A 13879-nucleotide genomic window follows, 5' to 3' on the forward strand; every position below is an offset into this window, starting at 1 on the left:
CAGCCTGGATTATTTGCGGATGGTGCGTTGTTCGATGCGTTTTTCGAACGTGCCGCAAATGACCCGGTCGACGTAGATGCCGGGCGTGTGGATGTGTGCCGGATCCAGTTCGCCGGGTTCGACGATTTCTTCGACTTCGACCACGGTGATCTTGCCGGCGGTGGCGGCCAGCGGGTTGAAGTTCTGGGCGGTGTGGCGGTAGATGACGTTGCCGAAGTGGTCGGCTTTCCAGCCTTTGACGATGGCGAAGTCGCCGGTGATGGACTCTTCCATCAGGTACTTGCGACCGTGGAATTCACGCACTTCCTTGCCTTCGGCGACCGGGGTGCCGACGCCGGTGGCGGTGAAGAAGGCCGGGATGCCGGCGCCGCCTGCGCGCATTTTTTCGGCCAGGGTGCCTTGCGGGGTCAGGACGACTTCGATGTCGCCCTTGAGCAGTTGCTCTTCGAACAGTTTGTTTTCGCCTACGTAGGAGGCGACCACCTTGCGGATCTGACGGTCGGTCAGCAGCACGCCGAGGCCGAAACCATCGACGCCGCAGTTGTTGGAAACGACGGTGAGGTCACGGGTGCCCTTGCGCTTGATCTCGGCGATCAGGTTTTCCGGAATGCCGCACAGGCCGAAGCCGCCGGCGATCACGGTCATGCCGTCTTCAAGACCTGCCATGGCTTCCTCGTAGGAATACACGCGCTTGTCGAAACCTGCCATATGCACCTCTTTTATTGTTTGTCGGGCGGCTGGCTAGCCGAATGGATGGAGTGTCGCGCTGGAGGATATATTTGTTAAGTTGATTTTTAAGGTTGATTGATTGATAAAGCTCAATATTGGCCTCGTTGATCGTTCCCACGCTCTGCGTGGGAATGCCTCCGGGGACGCTCCGCGTCCCAGTGACGCGGAGCGTCACGGGCTGCGTTACCACGCAGAGCTTGGGAACGATCAATGAGGTGTTCAGCTTAGTCCCTTGAGTGAATCGTTCATGACCATCAAGCAGATCCGCGCCTTTCTCGCCGTGGCCCAGAGCCTGAGCTTCGCCGTGGCTTGCGAGCGCCTGCACCTGTCGCAATCGGCGTTGAGCCTGACCATCAAGGCGCTGGAAGAGGGGCTGGGCGGGCGTCTGTTCAGCCGCAACACCCGCAACGTGGCGCTGACCCCTGAAGGGGAATCGCTGTTGCCGCTGGCCCGGCGCCTGATCGCCGACTGGGACAACGCCGAAGACGAAATGCGCCAGCGCTTCAGCCTGCAGCGCGGGCGCGTCACGCTGGCGGCGATGCCGTCGTTTGCCGGCAACCTGCTGCCGCCGATCCTCAAGACCTTCCGCGCGCGTTATCCGAACGTCAACGTCACGGTCAACGACGTGATCAACGAGCAAGTGCTGGAAATGGTTCGCGATCGTCAGGTCGAACTTGGCGTGGCCTTCGAGCCGATGCAGAACACTTCGCTGAGCTTCACGCCGCTTTACCGGGATCGTTTCGTCGCGGTGGTGCCGCAGGATTCGCCGCTGGCGGGTTGCAGTGACATTGACTGGCAGACGTTGCTGCAGGAACCGTTCATCACCCTGCAACGACCGTCCACGGTGCGGGTGATGCTGGAAGAACACTTGCAGGCCCGAGGGATGAAACTGCCGGTGGAGTTTGAAAGCCATCAACTGGCGACGGTGGGGCGGATGGTGGCGAGCGGACTGGGCGTCAGTGCGGTGCCGGCATTGTGTGCCGGGCAGATGCGCGAACTGGGCGCGCATTGCCTGACCTTGCACGAGCCGGTGGTGGAGCGGGCGATTGGCGTGCTGACGGATTCGGGTAATGAATTGTCGGCAGCGGCTCAGGCGTTGTTCGACATCCTTAAGGCTGAGCATTGAGGCGTTGTGCCAATAGCGGCAGCAACTGTTCGCACGACCCCTCAATCTTCAAATCCAGCAACTCATCCGCCCGGGTCTTCCCCAGATTGATCGCAATCAGCGGTTTGCCCCGATCCGCAATCACCCGGCACAGGCGAAACGCCGAATAGGCCATCAGCGACGAGCCGACCACGAGCATCCCGGCGGCATTTTCCGCCAGCGCCATGGCCCGCGCCGCCGTCGGTTGCGCCACGTTTTCACCAAAAAACACCACGTCCGGCTTCATCCGTTCGCCTGCGCAATACGGACAATGCGGCACCTGGAACCGCGCCTCGAAGGCCGGGTCGAGCAAGGTATCGCCATCCGGTGCCTGCACGGCATCGACACCCGCCAGGTAAGGGTTCTGCGTTTCCATCAATTGCTGAATCGAGTCCCGCTCGCTGCGCTGGCCGCAATCCAGACACAACACCCGGTGCAGGCTGCCGTGCAGTTCGATGACATCGTGACTGCCGGCCTGATCGTGCAGGGTGTCGACATTCTGGGTGATCAATCCGCCAATCCGCCCCTGGCTTTGCAGGCTGGCCAGCGCTTCATGGGCAGCGTTCGGCCGGGCCTGGCGCACGCGCGGCCAGCCGAGCATGGCCCGCGCCCAGTAGCGACGGCGCGATTGCGGGGCGGCGAGGAATTCCTGGTACATCATCGGCTGCCGGCCACGGCGCACACCGTCGGTGTCGCGGTAGTCCGGGATGCCCGACGGCGTGCTGATACCGGCGCCGGTCAGCACAATGAAGTCGCCGTCGGCCATGGCCTGTTGCAGATAATCGAGTGGGTCGACGAAGGGACGGTCGAGCATGATCAGCGCTCCGCAGGCTGTAAGTGCCTTGCAGGTTAGCACCGACGGACGCCTCTTTTCAGAGGCATCCGCTGCCCGAGGTTACTTGCGTGCCTCCAGAATCAGGTTGAACGGCGTCTGCGTTGCCCGCCGGAAGTGTTTGAAGCCGGCTTCGGTGAACACTTTGCGCAAGCGCGACTCGCCCGCCTGCGCACCGAGGCCGAGGCCCACTTCCTGGGACAGCGAGTTTGGCGTGCAGATGAACGTTGAGGCGGCGTAGAACAAACGCCCGACCGGCGTGATGTTTTCGTCCAGGGTGTCGTTGGCAAACGGCTCGACCAGCAGCACCGTGCCGTCGTCCTTCAAACAATCGTAGGCATGCTTCGCCGCACCGACCGGGTCGCCCATGTCGTGCAGGCAGTCGAAATAACAGATCAGGTCATAGTCATCGCCGGGATAGCTTTTCGCCGTGCCCTGGAAGAACCGCGCGCGACTGCTGACCCCGCCTTCTTCGGCCCGTTGGGTGGCGACGGTGATCGAAGGCGCGTGATAGTCGAAGCCAACGAACCGCGAGTTGGGATACGCCTGAGCCATGATCACCGTGGACGCTCCGTGCCCACAGCCCACATCGGCGACCTTGGCGCCTTCTTCAAGTTTGGCCACCACGCCGTTCAGCGACGGCAACCATTCGGCAATCAAATGCCCCTTGTAGCCTGGCCGGAAGAAGCGCTCGGTGCCGGTGAACATGCACGGATGGTGATCGCCCCAGGGCAGGGCGCCGTTGCCGCGCATGGCTTTGACCAGTTTGTCCTTGTCATGGAAAAACGACGCCACCACGCCGAGCCCGCCGGCCACGTACACCGGCGAATCTTCCTTGGCCAGGGCCAGCGCCTGTTCTTCCGGCAGACGGAATTTGCCGTCGTGGTGTTCCATATAGCCGGACGCCGCGTGGGCGCTCAGCCATTCGCGTACCAGTCGCGGATTGCAGGTGGTTTTTGCAGCGAGGGACTCGGGACTGATCGGCTGACTGTCGGCCATTGCCCGGTAGAGGCCGAGTTCTTCGCCGACAATGACATTGGCGAGCATCGCCGCGCCACCCATGTCGTTGACCAGTTTGCCCATGAATTCGTTGAGTCTGGCCTCGTCCATTTCATGTGCTCCTTTGACAGGATCACAGTCCGGTGGCGGTGGGGTGTCGAGGCATTCACCACCGGGCGGTGGTCGTGGAAACGGGCAGGGCGACACTGCTGTCCTGCGGCCCCCTCGACTGGGTACTGATTGAGTCTAGCCGCTGTTGGAATCCGTGGTGGTCATGTATCGCTGTGTATCTCTGTGGCTGTTGGATACACAAGGTGCCAATTGTTCCGGCGGTCGAACACAGCAGCGACACAGTGGGCGCATTAACTGCAATGGTCAGTCGCTGATCTGGCGGCTCCCAAACAGAGTACTTGCCCATGCAGATTCCCCATCCCACCTTGCAGGCCAGCGTCGGGCTCGGCCTGCGTCGCGGCCTGATGAAAGACCTGCAAGCCGCGCGCACCGGCGATTTTGACTTTCTCGAGGTCGCCCCGGAAAACTGGATCGGCGTCGGCGGAGCCCATGGCGCTGCATTGCGCGAGCTGGCCGAGCGATATCCGTTGTCCTGCCACGGGCTGTCGTTGTCGCTCGGTGGTTCGGCGCCGCTGGACGTCGGGTTCCTCCGGGAAGTCCGGGCCTTTCTCGATCATCACAAAGTGCCGTTGTACAGCGAACACCTGAGCTATTGCAGCGACGACGGTCATCTCTATGACCTGCTGCCGTTGCCGTTCACCGAAGAGGCGGTGCACCACGTCGCCGCGCGGATCCGCCAGGCCCAGGACATTCTCGGCCGGCGACTGGCGGTGGAAAATGTTTCCTACTACGCCGCCCCCCGGCAGGACATGAACGAAGTGACCTTCACCAACGCCGTGCTGCGTGAGGCCGATTGCGACCTGCTGCTGGACGTCAACAACGTCTACGTCAACTCGATCAACCATGGTTTCGACCCGCAGGCATTTCTGGCCGCCATTGAACCGGGCCGGGTCGTCGGCATGCACGTGGCGGGGCACTTTGATGAGTCCGACACGCTGAAAATCGACACCCATGGCGCCTCGGTCAAACCGGTGGTCTGGTCGTTGCTGGCCGACGCTTATGCCCGATTTGGCGCGCAGCCGACGCTGTTGGAGCGGGATTTCAATTTCCCGGCGTTTTCTGAACTGGTGGCCGAACTGCAAACCATCCGCCGCCTGCAAACCGAAGGAGCCCCGCGTGGATAATCTTCTGCTGCAACAACAGGCCCTGACCCGCTATCTGCGCGATCCCGAGCACGAAGCGCCGCCGGCCGGCATGAACGCGGCGCGGGTCGATGTCTATCGCGACCTGGTGTTCAACAACGTCTCGCAACTGCTGGGCAGCACGTTTCCGGTGCTGATCCGGATCATCGGCCAGGAGCGCTGGCGCACATTGATTCGTGGCTTCCTGCGGGACTACCGCGCGCAGACACCGAAATTCGGCGAGATCGCCGAGGAGTTCGTCAGCTATCTCGCCTCGGAACCTGCCGTGTTGAACGCGGGCGCGTGGCCGGCGTTTCTGGTGGAACTGGCGCATTACGAATGGGTGGAAATGGTGTTGCAGCAGTCCGACGCCGAAGCCTTGCCTGCGAGTGATCCGGCGAATTTGCTGGAGCGGCCGTTGCAAGTGTCGGCGCTGGCCTGGCCGTTGGCTTACACCTGGCCGGTGCAGATGCTCGGGCCGGATCATCAACCGGCCACGCCGCCGGCTCAACCGACGCTTTTGCTGGTGCGGCGCACGACGGACTGGCGTGTGAAATTTTCCGAGTTGAGCCCGCTGGCCTGGCGGTTGTTGCAGCGGATCGAGGAGTTCCCGTTGCTGAGCGGTCGTGAGCAACTGCAAGGGTTGGCGCTGGAGGCGGGATTGCCGGGAACGGTGTCGTTCATGGACAGCGGCCTGGCGTTGTTGAGGCAGCTGCATGAAGACCGGGTGATCGGCATTGTCTGAGTCAGTCGCGAGGTTGCAGCCAGCGCGGCGGATCGGGATGAAGGCGATAGAAGTGACGAAGTTGTGCCATGTCCTTCTCGAACCAGTCGCCCAGCCATTGGCTGTATTGCCTCTGAGCTGACGATTGCACGGAGGGCCGCCCGACGCAGTCGTACACCGCCTGCGCGGCTTGCATTCCGGTCATCAAGGCCTTGAGTACGCCATGGGAAGAGGCCGGGTCGAGCTGACTGGCCGCGTCGCCGACCGTAAAGTAGCCGCCACCGGCTGCTGCCGTACTGATGCGCCACGTCACATCGGCGCCGTGGAGGGGGCCGTGCATGGGCAAGTGTTGCAGCGGTTGGGGAACGGCCGTGGAATGCACGTCTGGCGCGTCGAATGTCAGATGCGTCCAGTGCGTCAAATGGGCCTGCACTTTTGCTATCCACGTCCATCCATTGGGATCCGCCGATAGGTGCGGCGCGTTCTGATAACCGGACGGACAACCCCGGACATAACCGTAGCGCGCAATCAGACGTGGCGAATAGTGGCGGATGGTCAACCCCAGTTGTCGATGAAGCCAGGCGGATGCGCCGCTGGCATCGATCACATAGTCGGCGTGCAACGGGCCTGAATCGGTTCGCACGCCGGTCACGCGATGCTTTTCGCTGAGGACTGCCAGTGCGCGACACGGCTGAAGCACCCTCACTCCAAGCGTTGCGGCCTGCTTCAATAACGTCGTGTCCAGCGTTTCACGGGGAATCTGAAAGCCCCGCCATGGACCATTGTCGTCACTACCAAAACCGTTGAAGCGCAGCGGTTCGTGCCATTGCACCCAGTACCCGCTGAAACGCAACGCGTCCTGCGCACACAGTTGTTCGGCAACGCCCAGCTGCTGCAACACAGGTTCGACCCCTGGATGCAGGCTTTCTCCGGGGCGAAATCGCGGGAACTCATCACGCTCGATCAATGCCGTTCGCAGGCCACGCTGGGCGCAGCTGATCGCCGCCGCAGAGCCTGCCGGACCGCCGCCGATCACCACGACGTCAAAGGGCTTCATCGGCGAGTCGCCACGCAGCATCTTCGTGTTTGACCAGTATTGCTTCGGCGCTGACAAACAGTCGCACTTGTTGCTTGACCTGCACATCCCTCCATCTGAAGTCCTCGGCAGGCGTGCTTACGGTGCCACGTTCGTACATCAGGAAGCGAAAGACCCACCCGCGCAACGTTACGCCGACCTGCTGTTGCGCTGAATCAAGTTCCGGATCGGGGCGCTGCACGTGGATGAAGGACAGCAACGGCCACGCATGACGCAGAAGCTTGTCGGTCCCTGCGCCGAGTACGTTGTATACGCGGTACATCGAGAGTATCCGGTTCTGGTATTGCTGCTGAGTGATTGCGCCGGTCTGTTGCAGGGAGAACCTGTTTTCAAGGGCGACTTGTGTGTAATCGCTGTATTCGTAGGCGCGGTACCGGACGAACGTGCGGCCCTGGTCCTGTATCAGTTGCGGGGATGGCTGGTTGTCCCAGGCAACGTTGCCGATTCCGGTTTCCGCATCGGTCAACGGGATGATGGTGTGCAGGCTGGAGCGTGGTTCGAAGGTGCGGGCGGAGTCCGGCGCAACGCCTGGCCAGTAGGAACCGAGTGCTGCACAGATACGCTTGTCTTCACAGAAGGGGCTCGCCATCTGATAACCGGCCAGCATATGAATCCAGTTTCCATCCATATCTTGCTGACGGACCTGACCGACCTCCCAGCCCGGACCAAAAATTCCGGCGGCAGCGTCCGGTAACGAAGACGGGCGAGGGGGCGAGGGACTCCAGGTTCCGGAGGCTGGACCCGGCGCCGACTTGTGCGGCAGCGTCACGATGGCGGTGATCCCGCGATCCTCAGACGTGAAGGGCTGATCTTTCAAACCAAGGTTTGCGCAGTTACGCACATTAGATAAGGCTTCCAGCCGCGCATGCCAGATATCGGGACTGGAGAAGGCAGGTTCTTCTTTCACCCAGTGCAGGAGCCGGCGCTGAACACAAAACGGAAAGTAATCCGTGGCGCCGATGACCGAGTAGGCAGCCTTCGATGGCAGCTCGTCCGTAAGGGGCGGACAGATTGCCCGGACATAACCGTCTGCGGTGCCATCCTGATAGTGCAGGGCACGGTAACCACCTTGCCTGACCAGCTCGGCAACATCTTCACGATCATTCAGGTCCTCGATCTGGCCATCGTCTCCCACTTTATGTCGGCCATGGACCATCCCCCCGGTGTTCGCCGGCATCGTGAACGACAGTGGTTGCCCCTTGTAATGAGCCAGCTCGACCAGCTGTGGCCTGGGCTCGGGAGACAGAACTCCCGGCCCCAGATCCGGCTGCGCTGCCCAACCCGCCAGGTCTTCGGTGATGATGAACGGATATTCGGAAATCTCTGGTTCCTGCCAGCCAGTGCCGCTGTGGCGCAAGTGCACATGACGGATCTTCTCGTTGATGTGATGGATACCCAGCGTCAGGTTCAGATCCAGCCCAGACAGACACTCCACGCCATTGAAGAGCTTGTGCAATGGCACCTGGAAATCCAGCCCGTCATCCAGTCCCGCCTGAAAGTCCATGGGCCCGAAACGCTCGCCATCCCCCTTCAATTGCACCGCGATATAGGCGCTGTAATGCACCGGCATCACCCGTATCCCGTGGGCATCACCGTCAACGAAGGGCAGGAAGCATCGCAGTCGTTCGTCATAGCGGGCAGCTGCAGTCCCTGTGCGAGCTATCCCGGTGCGGGAGAAACACAAATCGGCATGCTGGCCGTGGACCGTGTCGTCGGCACAGCGGTATTCGCTGGCGAATACCGCCACCGACAGTGGTGCATATTGAGCCTGTTGCATCAGGTCGTTGAGTGTGGGTGGCTGGATGCCGAACACGTAGTTCAGAACCGTTTCGATTTCAGCATGGGTAGGGAAAACCCGCAGTTGCCGTCCAGTCTCGTCAGCCGTGACCCGCGGTGAAGCGAGCGCGTGGTAGAGCAGGCTATGTGCGGGGCGGGCCGGCTCTATGGCGCGGTAACCGTCAGGGCAGAAATCCTCGAAACCTTCGAGAGTCCGGTTGATGGTCAGTGGCTTGAGCAGTTCTGCCTTCAATGAAGGCGCCAGAATATCCAGGCCGTGCGCCAGCATCAGCGAACGCCAGCCACCCGCAGCCAATCGCTGACAGGTTCGGGTTACGGATTCGAGCAGATTCATGCGTGCTCCACGATACGGTTGTATGAGGTGCCATCGCATACCGATCAGTTGACGATTGCGACTGACAGAACTGACAGTCGCGACCAACGGAGCTAAACGCGGCGGCGGTGACCCACGATAGAGCCACGCACCGGATCAAAAAAATCGCCAATTTCCGAGAGAGGTGTAGCCGCCGGCTTCATATGACGTCATCCCTGACGTCCGGTGGTCGGTGTTGTTTAAACAGAGATCACGAATGCAGCGGCAACCTGAGCTCCGCACACAACCCGCCACCGTCGCGATTGCTCAGTGTCAGCGACCCGCCCAGTGCCATCGCCAGTTGCTGGGCAATCGCCAGCCCCAGCCCGGTGCCGCCGGTGCTGCGGTTGCGCGAGTTTTCCACGCGGTAGAACGGCTCCATCACTTGGGCCAGTTCTTCTTCGGCGATGCCCGGGCCGCGATCCATGACCTTGATCGACAGGCCGGTCCCGTCGCGCTGAATCAGCAGCTCGGCAGCGCCGGCGAATTTCAGCGCGTTGTCAGTCAGGTTGACCAGCACCCGGCGCAAGGCGTGGGGGCGGGTGTCGATGACCGCCTCACTCTTGCCGCTCAACTGCACTTCCTTGCCCATGTCCTGATAGTCGAACACCAGGCTGTCGAGGAACGAATCCAGGTTGGTACGCCGGCTTTCCTCGGTCGAGCCATGGATGCTGCGGGCGTAGGCCACGCCTTCGCGCACCAGATGTTCCATTTCGCCGAGGTCGTTCCACAGTTTGTCTTTCTCGGCCGAATCGTCCATGAACTCCGCCCGCAGTTTCATGCGGGTGATCGGGGTTTGCAGGTCGTGGGAGATCGCCGCGAGCAGTTGCATGCGCTCTTTCAGGTACGCGGCAATGCGCGCCTGCATTGAATTGAAAGCGCGGGCGGCGTAAGCCACTTCGTTCGGGCCTTTTTCGTCGAGGTTGATCGGGTGGGCGTTGGGGTCGAGGGTTTCCACGGCGTTGGCGAGGCGGGTGAGGGGGCGAATGGCGATACGCACCGCCAGCCAGGTACAAGCGAGCATCAGCGCCAGTTGCCCGAGCAATACCACCGGCAGCCACGGCGACAGCGGCACCATCGACGGGCGCACATCGATGGTCACCGGGCTGCCGTCGCTCAGGCGCAGGTGGCCCTGAAAGTGTTTTATCGGGCCGGGAATATCGGTGAACGTCAGCGGATAGGCCTCGCCAATTGCGTCGGTAATCGAGGTGACGGCAATCGGCACGTCCTGCGGATCCAGTGGTGTGCCCGGTTCGCCTTCGCTCAGCAGATAGCCGTAATTCTTGCGAGCCAGGCGTTTGAGCCACATCGGGCGCTCTTCGGCGGGCAGGCGGTCGAGGATGGCAATCGAGGTCGAGACGTCGGTTTCGAGGTTGCCGAGCATGGTGTTCTTCGCGCTTTCGTAGCGCTCGTAATATTGCGCGCCGAACGACAGCGCCTGAGCGAGGATCAGGCCGATCAGGAAAATCAGCGACAAGCGGGAGGCGAGGGTGCGCGGCCAGCGCAGGGCGACATTCATGCAGGGGCTCCGAGGACTTCGACCGGCAACGAGAACACGTAGCCTTCGCTGCGCACGGTCTTGATGTAGGCCGGTTCACGGGCGTCATCCAACAGGCGCTGGCGCAGACGGCTGACCAGCAGATCGATGGAGCGGTCGAACAGATCGGCGTCGCGGCCCTGGGTCAGGTTGAGCAATTGATCGCGGCTGAGCACCCGTTGCGGATGGTCGAGGAACACCCGCAGCAAACGGTATTCCGCGCCGCTGAGCGCGACCATGGTGCCGTCGGTGTCCAGCAGATGCCGGGCCGAGGTGTCGAGCTGCCAGCGACCGAATGCCAGCAGCCGACCGCTTTCAGTCACCACCAGATTCGGCGGCAGCATCCGTGTGCGGCGCAGCACGGCATTGATCCGCGCCAGCAGTTCGCGGGCGGCGAACGGTTTCGTCAGGTAATCGTCGGCGCCCATTTCCAGGCCGAGGATGCGGTCGGTTTCATCGTTGCGCGCGGTGAGCATCAGGATCGGTGTGGCCTTGTGTTTGCCCGAGCGCAATTCGCGGCACAGCAGCAGGCCATCGTCGCCGGGCATCATGATGTCGAGCACGATCAGGTCGACGGTGTTGGCTTCCAGGAAACTGCGCATCTGGCGGCCATCGGCAACCACCGTGGTGCGCAGGCCGTTTTTCTTCAGGTAATTGCCGACCAGTTCGCGAATCTCGCGGTCGTCGTCGACGATCAGGATGTGATCGACATGTTCCATGGGGCCAAACCTCAATAAAAGGGGATTGCCGGGCAGTTTATCGAGCCTGCGCGAGGCCGCCTGCCTGCCTTTGTATTGCAGTGTATCCAGCGCTGCGACGGATACACGCCGACGCAAAAAGCGGATTTTCACAGGGTTTTGTATCGCTGTGTATCCCGCACGCGCGCGGATACGTAGCGATTTATACACGGCATTTGCCGACACATGCGCGATACCTCGCGAGCTTTAAATGAGCTCCATCGAGGCACACACAGAACGCCTCGGCCCACTCAACGATTCAACCATTGAAGCCCCGAGGAAAACGCCATGAACACCAAGACCAAATCGATCGCTGCCGCTTGCCTGTTTGCCGCTTTGAACATCTGCACCCTGTCGGCCCGCGCCGAAGCCGATGTCACCCCGCAAACCTACTCCTACGGCAGTCACCTGGACATCCAGAAAGTGGTGTCGCTGACCCAGGACAACTCGATGACCTGCGGCATCGTCGACGCCCGCCTGACCTACCTCGACTCGGCCGGCAAGACCCAGGTGCTCGACTACCGCAAATTCGCCGACGGCTGCAACCAGGACAACTGATTACTCCCTCTCTATAAAAGGAACATCGCCATGAACAACGTATCGCGCTATCTGACCGCTGTTGCCTTCTCCCTCGCCGGCGTTGCGGCCCACGCCAACGCTGCCGTCGAACAGCACAGCTGTGGCAGCAGCACCTGCTTTCAACTGGCCCCGGTGGCCAAACCGGGCAGCGACGCTCTGATCGCCGCCGACGGCGCCAGCCGCACACCGCAGGGGCAGATGGTGGCCGCCGACGGTTCCAGCCATACGCCGCAAGGCCAGATGGTGGCGGAAAACGGTGCCAGCCGTACGCCGCAAAGCCAGTGGCTGGAAAGCCGGACGGCTTGAGGATTGAAGGGGGCTGCCTGTAACAGACGGCCCCCATCCAGTCGACAGAACACCCTTCATTCAAAAGGTGAACCTCATGTTTCTCATCGCTTTCCTGGGCGGTCTGTTGACTGTCCTCAGTCCGTGCATCCTGCCGGTGGTGCCGTTTCTGTTTGCCGGTGCCGACCGCACCCGTTCGTCGATTCTGCTGACCCTCGGCGGGATGGCCCTGACTTTCGCCGTTGTCTCCAGTCTGGCGGTGGTCAGCAGCGAGTGGGTCATTCAGGCCAGCAATACCGGTCGCCACATCGCGCTGGTGGTGATGGTGCTGTTTGCGCTGTCACTGATTTCCGCGCGCATCGGTGACTGGCTGGCGCGGCCCTTCGTGCTGCTGGGCAATCGTCTCGATCCGGACAGCCGGAAAAAGACCGGCCCCATGGCCTCGATCATGATCGGCGTGGCCACCGGTCTGTTGTGGGCGCCGTGCGCCGGCCCGATTCTCGGTGTGATTCTCACCGGTGCCATGCTGCAAGGCGCCAACGCCCAGACCAGCCTGTTGCTGCTGGCCTACGGCGCCGGCAGTGCGCTGTCGCTGGGGACGCTGATTTTCGCCGGTCGCGGCCTTGTCAACCGGCTGAAACCGTCGATTCCGTTCACTGGCTGGTTCCGCCGTGGTGCGGGTGTTGCGGTGTTGGCGACAGCGGCGGTGATTGCCACCGGTGCGGACAATTTGCTGCTGGCCAACACTTCGTCCCAAGGCGTGGCCACGGTCGAAAAAAGCGTGCTGGAAAACGTGCCGAAGGTGGTGGACTACTTCGTCAGCAAAGTCCGTGCGGACTCGACCGAAGACGAGGCCGGCAGAGGTGCGATGCCGTCGCTGTCCGGCGCGGTGCAATGGCTGAACTCGCCGGAACTGACGGCCGAGTCCTTGCGCGGCAAAGTGGTGCTGGTGGACTTCTGGACGTATGACTGCATCAACTGCCAGCACACCCTGCCGTATGTGAAGGAGTGGGAGAAGAAGTACGGCAAGGACGGTCTGGTGGTGATCGGCGTGCACACCCCGGAGTACGGTTACGAGCGGATCATTGACAACGTCAAGGATCAAGTGAAGAAGCTCGGCATCACCTACCCGGTGGCCATCGACAACAATTACACAATCTGGCGCAACTTCGATAACCAGTACTGGCCGGCGCATTACCTGGTCGACGCCAAGGGGCAGGTGCGTTACACCCACTTTGGCGAAGGCAGTTACCAGGCGCAGGAGCAGATGATTCAGCAGCTGCTCAAAGAGGCCAAGGCGCCGGCTGCGTAAACCGCAAAACTCAATGGCTCACAGGTCTCGCACCATGAGCCATTGTTCGTTGTCCCCGACAGTGTTTCGGGGCCTTTACAAAATCCCGCCATTCATCGGCCAGCGCCCGTTTTTACGGGCTCTCCGGACGATTGGCAGGGACGCCGCACGGCGCCAGCGCGATAGTGGGCGAGCAGGGCCGCCGATGGCTCTGACACCCATAAAAAGAAAGCGAGGTTGCCATGCCGAAATTCGTGATTGAACGCGAGATTCCAGGAGCCGGAAAGCTATCGGAGCAAGAACTCAAGGCCGTATCGCAAACGTCCTGCAACGTGCTGCGTGAACTCGGGCCAGAGGTGCAGTGGCTGCACAGTTATGTGACTGCCGACAAGATCTATTGCGTGTACATCGCACCCAACGAAGAACAGGTGCGTGAACACGCAAAGCGTGGGGGATTTCCGGCCAACAGCGTGTCCCGGGTGACGAGCATTATCGATCCGACGACCGCCGAATGACCCCTATGC

General features: G+C 61.6%; 14 protein-coding genes. 7 read left to right on the forward strand and 7 right to left on the reverse strand.

From position 1 onward, the window contains the following. Nucleotides 1-9: 9 nt before the first annotated feature. Entirely contained in the window at nucleotides 10-708 is a 699-nt protein-coding gene (locus AC1MDC_RS22420) for a CoA transferase subunit A (RefSeq protein WP_085698663.1), read from the reverse strand. 268 nt (nucleotides 709-976) lie between these two features. Between AC1MDC_RS22420 and AC1MDC_RS22425 the strand changes: the two genes are divergently transcribed. Continuing rightward, the gene (locus AC1MDC_RS22425; RefSeq protein WP_480393677.1) at nucleotides 977-1855 is read left to right on the forward strand and encodes a LysR substrate-binding domain-containing protein; all 879 of its coding nucleotides are present in this window, start codon (nucleotides 977-979) and stop codon (nucleotides 1853-1855) included. Here AC1MDC_RS22425 and AC1MDC_RS22430 read toward each other — a convergent pair. Together AC1MDC_RS22430 and AC1MDC_RS22435 are read right to left on the reverse strand one after the other, a co-directional pair. After that, nucleotides 1839-2687, reverse strand: a complete 849-nt coding sequence (locus AC1MDC_RS22430; protein WP_480393678.1) for an NAD-dependent protein deacetylase — start codon at nucleotides 2685-2687, stop codon at nucleotides 1839-1841. The two genes, AC1MDC_RS22425 and AC1MDC_RS22430, sit on opposite strands and share 17 nt — an antisense overlap. An 81-nt stretch (nucleotides 2688-2768) precedes the next feature. Further along, nucleotides 2769-3815: a class I SAM-dependent methyltransferase gene (locus tag AC1MDC_RS22435; protein WP_085698666.1), complete on the reverse strand. Its 1047-nt coding sequence runs from the start codon at nucleotides 3813-3815 to the stop codon at nucleotides 2769-2771. Nucleotides 3816-4120: 305 nt separating this feature from the next. Between AC1MDC_RS22435 and AC1MDC_RS22440 the strand changes: the two genes are divergently transcribed. Together AC1MDC_RS22440 and AC1MDC_RS22445 are read left to right on the forward strand one after the other, a co-directional pair. Beyond that, on the forward strand, nucleotides 4121-4960 hold the full coding sequence (locus tag AC1MDC_RS22440; protein ID WP_085698667.1) for an HvfB family MNIO-type RiPP peptide maturase: 840 nt from the start codon (nucleotides 4121-4123) through the stop codon (nucleotides 4958-4960). After that, nucleotides 4953-5702: an HvfC family RiPP maturation protein gene (locus AC1MDC_RS22445; RefSeq protein WP_480393679.1), complete on the forward strand. Its 750-nt coding sequence runs from the start codon at nucleotides 4953-4955 to the stop codon at nucleotides 5700-5702. The genes AC1MDC_RS22440 and AC1MDC_RS22445 overlap by 8 nt, the downstream gene beginning before the upstream one ends. A gap of 1 nt (nucleotide 5703) precedes the next feature. Here AC1MDC_RS22445 and AC1MDC_RS22450 read toward each other — a convergent pair whose 3' ends face one another. From AC1MDC_RS22450 to AC1MDC_RS22465, 4 genes are all read right to left on the reverse strand, one after another. Then, the gene (locus AC1MDC_RS22450) at nucleotides 5704-6738 is read right to left on the reverse strand and encodes an NAD(P)/FAD-dependent oxidoreductase (RefSeq protein ID WP_480393680.1); all 1035 of its coding nucleotides are present in this window, start codon (nucleotides 6736-6738) and stop codon (nucleotides 5704-5706) included. After that, nucleotides 6725-8908 (reverse strand): hypothetical protein, encoded by a 2184-nt coding sequence (locus AC1MDC_RS22455; protein ID WP_480393681.1) that lies wholly within the window; start codon nucleotides 8906-8908, stop codon nucleotides 6725-6727. The genes AC1MDC_RS22450 and AC1MDC_RS22455 overlap by 14 nt, the downstream gene beginning before the upstream one ends. A 229-nt stretch (nucleotides 8909-9137) precedes the next feature. Continuing rightward, entirely contained in the window at nucleotides 9138-10445 is a 1308-nt protein-coding gene (locus AC1MDC_RS22460) for a sensor histidine kinase (RefSeq protein WP_085698670.1), read from the reverse strand. Beyond that, on the reverse strand, nucleotides 10442-11182 hold the full coding sequence (locus AC1MDC_RS22465) for a response regulator (RefSeq protein WP_085698671.1): 741 nt from the start codon (nucleotides 11180-11182) through the stop codon (nucleotides 10442-10444). Before AC1MDC_RS22465 ends, AC1MDC_RS22460 begins: the two co-directional genes overlap by 4 nt. A 306-nt stretch (nucleotides 11183-11488) precedes the next feature. Here AC1MDC_RS22465 and AC1MDC_RS22470 point away from each other — a divergent pair, with 306 nt between their 5' ends. From AC1MDC_RS22470 to AC1MDC_RS22485, 4 genes are all read left to right on the forward strand, one after another. Continuing rightward, complete coding sequence (locus AC1MDC_RS22470; protein ID WP_085698672.1) at nucleotides 11489-11758, forward strand: DUF2790 domain-containing protein; 270 nt, start codon at nucleotides 11489-11491, stop codon at nucleotides 11756-11758. A 30-nt stretch (nucleotides 11759-11788) separates the two neighbouring features. Then, a complete protein-coding gene (locus AC1MDC_RS22475) occupies nucleotides 11789-12085 on the forward strand; it encodes a hypothetical protein (protein ID WP_085698673.1) in 297 nt (98 codons plus the stop codon). 76 nt (nucleotides 12086-12161) lie between these two features. Then, a complete protein-coding gene (locus AC1MDC_RS22480) occupies nucleotides 12162-13376 on the forward strand; it encodes a cytochrome c biogenesis protein DipZ (protein ID WP_085704130.1) in 1215 nt (404 codons plus the stop codon). 221 nt (nucleotides 13377-13597) lie between these two features. Continuing rightward, on the forward strand, nucleotides 13598-13870 hold the full coding sequence (locus AC1MDC_RS22485; RefSeq protein ID WP_085698675.1) for a DUF4242 domain-containing protein: 273 nt from the start codon (nucleotides 13598-13600) through the stop codon (nucleotides 13868-13870). Nucleotides 13871-13879: the final 9 nt, after the last annotated feature.

It is taken from the genome of Pseudomonas sp. 1 (assembly GCF_056626735.1).

Bases quoted from the DNA above. Each gene is read 5' to 3' on its own strand.
- AC1MDC_RS22440 (WP_085698667.1), top strand. From the start codon at position 4,121: ATGCAGATTCCCCATCCCACCTTGCAGGCCAGCGTCGGGCTCGGCCTG.
- AC1MDC_RS22425 (WP_480393677.1), top strand. From the start codon at position 977: ATGACCATCAAGCAGATCCGCGCCTTTCTCGCCGTGGCCCAGAGCCTG.
- AC1MDC_RS22475 (WP_085698673.1), top strand. From the start codon at position 11,789: ATGAACAACGTATCGCGCTATCTGACCGCTGTTGCCTTCTCCCTCGCC.
- AC1MDC_RS22420 (WP_085698663.1), bottom strand. From the start codon at position 708: ATGGCAGGTTTCGACAAGCGCGTGTATTCCTACGAGGAAGCCATGGCA.
- AC1MDC_RS22435 (WP_085698666.1), bottom strand. From the start codon at position 3,815: ATGGACGAGGCCAGACTCAACGAATTCATGGGCAAACTGGTCAACGAC.
- AC1MDC_RS22460 (WP_085698670.1), bottom strand. From the start codon at position 10,445: ATGAATGTCGCCCTGCGCTGGCCGCGCACCCTCGCCTCCCGCTTGTCG.
- AC1MDC_RS22450 (WP_480393680.1), bottom strand. From the start codon at position 6,738: ATGAAGCCCTTTGACGTCGTGGTGATCGGCGGCGGTCCGGCAGGCTCT.
- AC1MDC_RS22485 (WP_085698675.1), top strand. From the start codon at position 13,598: ATGCCGAAATTCGTGATTGAACGCGAGATTCCAGGAGCCGGAAAGCTA.
- AC1MDC_RS22455 (WP_480393681.1), bottom strand. From the start codon at position 8,908: ATGAATCTGCTCGAATCCGTAACCCGAACCTGTCAGCGATTGGCTGCG.
- AC1MDC_RS22430 (WP_480393678.1), bottom strand. From the start codon at position 2,687: ATGCTCGACCGTCCCTTCGTCGACCCACTCGATTATCTGCAACAGGCC.
- AC1MDC_RS22470 (WP_085698672.1), top strand. From the start codon at position 11,489: ATGAACACCAAGACCAAATCGATCGCTGCCGCTTGCCTGTTTGCCGCT.
- AC1MDC_RS22480 (WP_085704130.1), top strand. From the start codon at position 12,162: ATGTTTCTCATCGCTTTCCTGGGCGGTCTGTTGACTGTCCTCAGTCCG.
- AC1MDC_RS22465 (WP_085698671.1), bottom strand. From the start codon at position 11,182: ATGGAACATGTCGATCACATCCTGATCGTCGACGACGACCGCGAGATT.